At 68.0% G+C, this 3,510-nt stretch carries 4 protein-coding genes; 3 read left to right on the forward strand and 1 reads right to left on the reverse strand.

Annotated features, from left to right (window positions below; genetic code table 11):
* Positions 1–231: 231 nt before the first annotated feature.
* From ACZ562_RS38220 to ACZ562_RS38230, 3 genes are read left to right on the forward strand one after another with little or no spacing between them, the layout of a single operon-like run.
* Positions 232–1,263 (forward strand): tyrosine-type recombinase/integrase, encoded by a 1,032-nt coding sequence (locus ACZ562_RS38220; RefSeq protein ID WP_471189307.1) that lies wholly within the window; start codon positions 232–234, stop codon positions 1,261–1,263.
* Positions 1,260–1,583: a helix-turn-helix domain-containing protein gene (locus ACZ562_RS38225; protein WP_471189309.1), complete on the forward strand. Its 324-nt coding sequence runs from the start codon at positions 1,260–1,262 to the stop codon at positions 1,581–1,583. Before ACZ562_RS38220 ends, ACZ562_RS38225 begins: the two co-directional genes overlap by 4 nt.
* Positions 1,580–2,878: a hypothetical protein gene (locus tag ACZ562_RS38230; protein WP_471189312.1), complete on the forward strand. Its 1,299-nt coding sequence runs from the start codon at positions 1,580–1,582 to the stop codon at positions 2,876–2,878. The genes ACZ562_RS38225 and ACZ562_RS38230 overlap by 4 nt, the downstream gene beginning before the upstream one ends.
* On the opposite strand, the gene ACZ562_RS38235 is transcribed toward ACZ562_RS38230, so the two are convergent.
* Positions 2,858–3,277: a hypothetical protein gene (locus tag ACZ562_RS38235; protein ID WP_383180844.1), complete on the reverse strand. Its 420-nt coding sequence runs from the start codon at positions 3,275–3,277 to the stop codon at positions 2,858–2,860. The genes ACZ562_RS38230 and ACZ562_RS38235 overlap by 21 nt on opposite strands.
* Positions 3,278–3,510: the final 233 nt, after the last annotated feature.

Genomic DNA, 3,510 nt, shown 5'->3' on the forward strand with positions numbered 1-3,510 from the left:
GGTGAGCAATAGTCCCCGAGTTCCGCTCTCGTCTGTAGCTTCCCGGCGCCGCCGAGAGTGCCTGGACCTGGGTCTGTTACCTCGTCCGGGTGACCGCAGGCCGTTCTGACCCAACCGCGTCCAGAGTGCGCAACCCTCATCCTTGTCGGGATTTCTTCAGCCTGGGTGAAGTCGTGGAGGCGTGGGTTAGGTCTGGCTGTAGTACGCGATCTGCGCGAGTACCGGGCGCCGGTGAGCGAGGAGGAGCTCGCCGAGTTCGAGACCGACGTGCTGGCGGGGTTCGTGCTCGCGCGGGCCTCGGCCGGTCTGGTCGACAGTACGATCCGCAACGACACCAACCACCTGGAACTCATCCGGGACTGGTTCGGCCGTCCGTTGTGGGAGATGGAGTCGGCCGACGCCGACGTCTATTTCGGCAAGGTGCTTCGCGACGCCAAGCCGTCGACGCGGACCGGCCGGGCAGGGGCGCTGTCGGTGTACTTCCAGTTCCTTGAGCTGCGGCACAAGGTCGAGTTGCACAACCTCACCGGCCGTGTCGTCGAGTGCCCGCTGGACGAGATGAACCGGCCGCGGGCCTCGGTGGAACCACAGCTGCGGATCCCGCCCAGCGAAGCCGAGATCGAGGCGCTGTTCGCTGGATGGCGCGAGGAGCTCGTGACCTGCCGCAAGTTCGGCCCGGCCGCCCGCAACTACGCGGTCGCCCGCCTCGCGGCCGACGTGGGACTGCGGATCAACGAGGCGCGGATGCTCGACCTGGACGACGTCCGGTGGGAGCTGGGCCGGTTCGGCAAGCTCAACGTCCGGCACGGTAAGGGTTCCCGGCGGCGTGGTCCGAAGCCGCGGCTGGTGCCGCTGATCAACGGTGCTGACCGCAACCTGCGGTGGTTCATCGAGGACGTGTGGGGTCACTTCGACGCCGACCACACCAGGCCGGGCGCCCCGCTGTTCCCCTCCGAACGCAAGAACCGGGACAGCACCAGCGCGCGGGCGACCGCCGACGTCTTCCGCCGGTCGCTGGCCGACGCCGCCGCTCAGCACCTGCCCACCTGGGCCGGAAGACTGACCCCGCACGTGCTGCGGCACTTCTGCGCGTCCCAGCTCTATCTCGCCGGCATGACGTTGTTCGCCATCCAGGAGCTGCTCGGACATACCTGGACCGGCACTACGGCCCGGTATATCCACGTCCATGGCACCCATGTCGAAGACGCCTGGGTGGCCGGACAGCAGCGCGCCACCGACCGATGGAAAGGACTGGCCCAGTGAAGTGGAACCTCCGCCTGGCGGCCGCCAACCGCGGCATCTGGAAGGCCAGCGAACTCCAGCGGATGCTCGCCGAACGCGGCGTGGTGATCAGCGCGGGGAAGATGTCGGGCCTGTGGTCCGGCCAGCCGAACACCGTCAAGCTTGACGAGCTGGACGTCATCTGCGCCGTGCTCGGCTGCGGCGTCGAGGAACTGCTCCTGCCCGAGCCGGAGCAGGTGCCGGCCCCGGCGCCAGCGGCGGACTCGCAGGCCACCGCGGTGGGCCAACCCCGCGCCGTCGCCCCGCGTCCTCGCACGGGCAGGTCCCTGCCCCCTCGATGAACTGCGTGCACTGCGGCAAGCCGCTGCCCGAAGGATCGCGGCGAGACCGGGCCTACTGCAACCGCAATTGCAGTGCCCTGGCCTCCTACCACCGGCGCAAGGCAGGCATCCCGCCCCCGCCCCGCTGGCAGCATCCCGCCCTGAACTCGGACAACCCCGCGCTCCGGTCTGCCGCGGCCCACACCAAGCAGCTCGGCGAGGCCAACGGATGGTCACCGTCGCTCGTCCGGTGCGCGATGGACGGCCTGACGGCGGTGCTGGAGGACCGCCCGCCCGGCAAGCCCGTGAAGCTCACCGAAGTCCGTACGCGAATACCGCGACACGCTTCCAGCCATCGGGTCGCCGAGGTCCTCGCCGACCTGCACCTTCTGGAAGACGACAGCTCCTTGGCGATCCGCTCCTGGATCGAGGCCCGCGCTGGCGAACTGCCCGCCGGCTTCGCCAGCGACGTCCGCGCCTGGCTACTGGTCCTCCTCGGCGGTGACGTCCGCGCCAAGCCCCGGTCCCACACCTGCCTCTACGTCTACTTCGGCTGCGTCCGGCCCCTGCTGGAGAACTGGGCAGCTACCCGTGGGCACCTGCGCGAGATCACCGTCGCCGACGTCACGGCCGCGCTGTCACCCCTGCGCGGATGGCAGCGTCGCAACGCCATCGCCGCACTTCGCTCACTGTTCCGCTTCGCCAAGAAGCGCGGCCTGATCTTCGCCAACCCCACCACCCGGCTCAAGACCGAAGACATCCCGCGCAGCCTGCTGCCGATGACCGACGCCGAGGTCCTCGCCGTCCAGCAGATCGCCGTCACCCCGGCGCAACAGCTGATCGTCGCCCTGGCCGCCGTCCACGCCGCCCGCGCCACGGCCATCCGACGCCTCACCCTGGACGACCTCGACCTGCCCAACCGCCGGATCACCATCGCCGGACACGCCCAACGACTCGGCGAACTGCCCCACCAGACCCTGCTGGCCTGGCTCGCCCAGCGTCGCACCACCTGCCCAAAGACCTCTAACCGGCACGTGCTGATCAACGCGAAGACCGCCCTGGGAACCGGGCCAGTCAGTGCCGAATACCTCAAGCGGCACCTGCTGCACCAGGGCGTCTACCTCGAACGCATCCGCGGCGACCGGGTACTGCACGAGGCGCTGACCGTCGGCGCCGACCCGCTGCACCTCGCCATGGTCTTCAACCTGTCCCACACCGCCGCGAGCCGCTACGCGGCCATCGCCCAGAGCCTGCTCGACGGCGAGATAGAGCAGGCTACCGACAGCGAATGGCGGTCACGTCTCCCTGGTCTCTGACTCAGTCGCAGCCATTCGGAGAATGGGAACGCCTTCGAGCTCGGAAGCACTGATGCCTAGCTCGCTTCGGAGATCTCGCCGCAGAGCGATGAGCAGCCCGTCCACGCTCGCGCTTCCTTCGCGAGCCAGAGAGTCTCGCACCGAAGCTGCGAGCTTGATGTGCTCAGGAGTCCCCAGCAAGAGGACGTCAGCCATGGCCTGTTCAAAGGCATAAGCGCGATCAGGAGACAACTCGCGATGGGCGCAGTTGGTAAGCGTGCGGTATGCGCTGAGCAGGTAGTCGAGGCGCTGTTGGCGACGCAACTGTGCTCGCGCCTCAACGCGTGCCGTGAGAAAGGCCAGTACGCCGCTGACCAAGACAGTGACAACTGGCACGACGATCTTCTCAAGAATGTCCACACCTGGAGTTTTGCACTGCCACTCACCGCGAGGTGGCCGGTCGGCGGAATACGCGGCACCTGAACATGCAACCTCACCAGTCCCTCGTATCCTGCCCATACAGCGGCGACGAACCCACCGCACTTTCGAGCCTGCCTGCCGCAGAGACCGTGGGTTTCCGATGAACGTCCCTCAGTCACGCTGAACCCACGGCCGTCGTGCCGGTAAGAACTCTGTCACCAGCCGCAAACGGC

This window comes from Streptomyces sp. NPDC040410 (assembly GCF_055595715.1).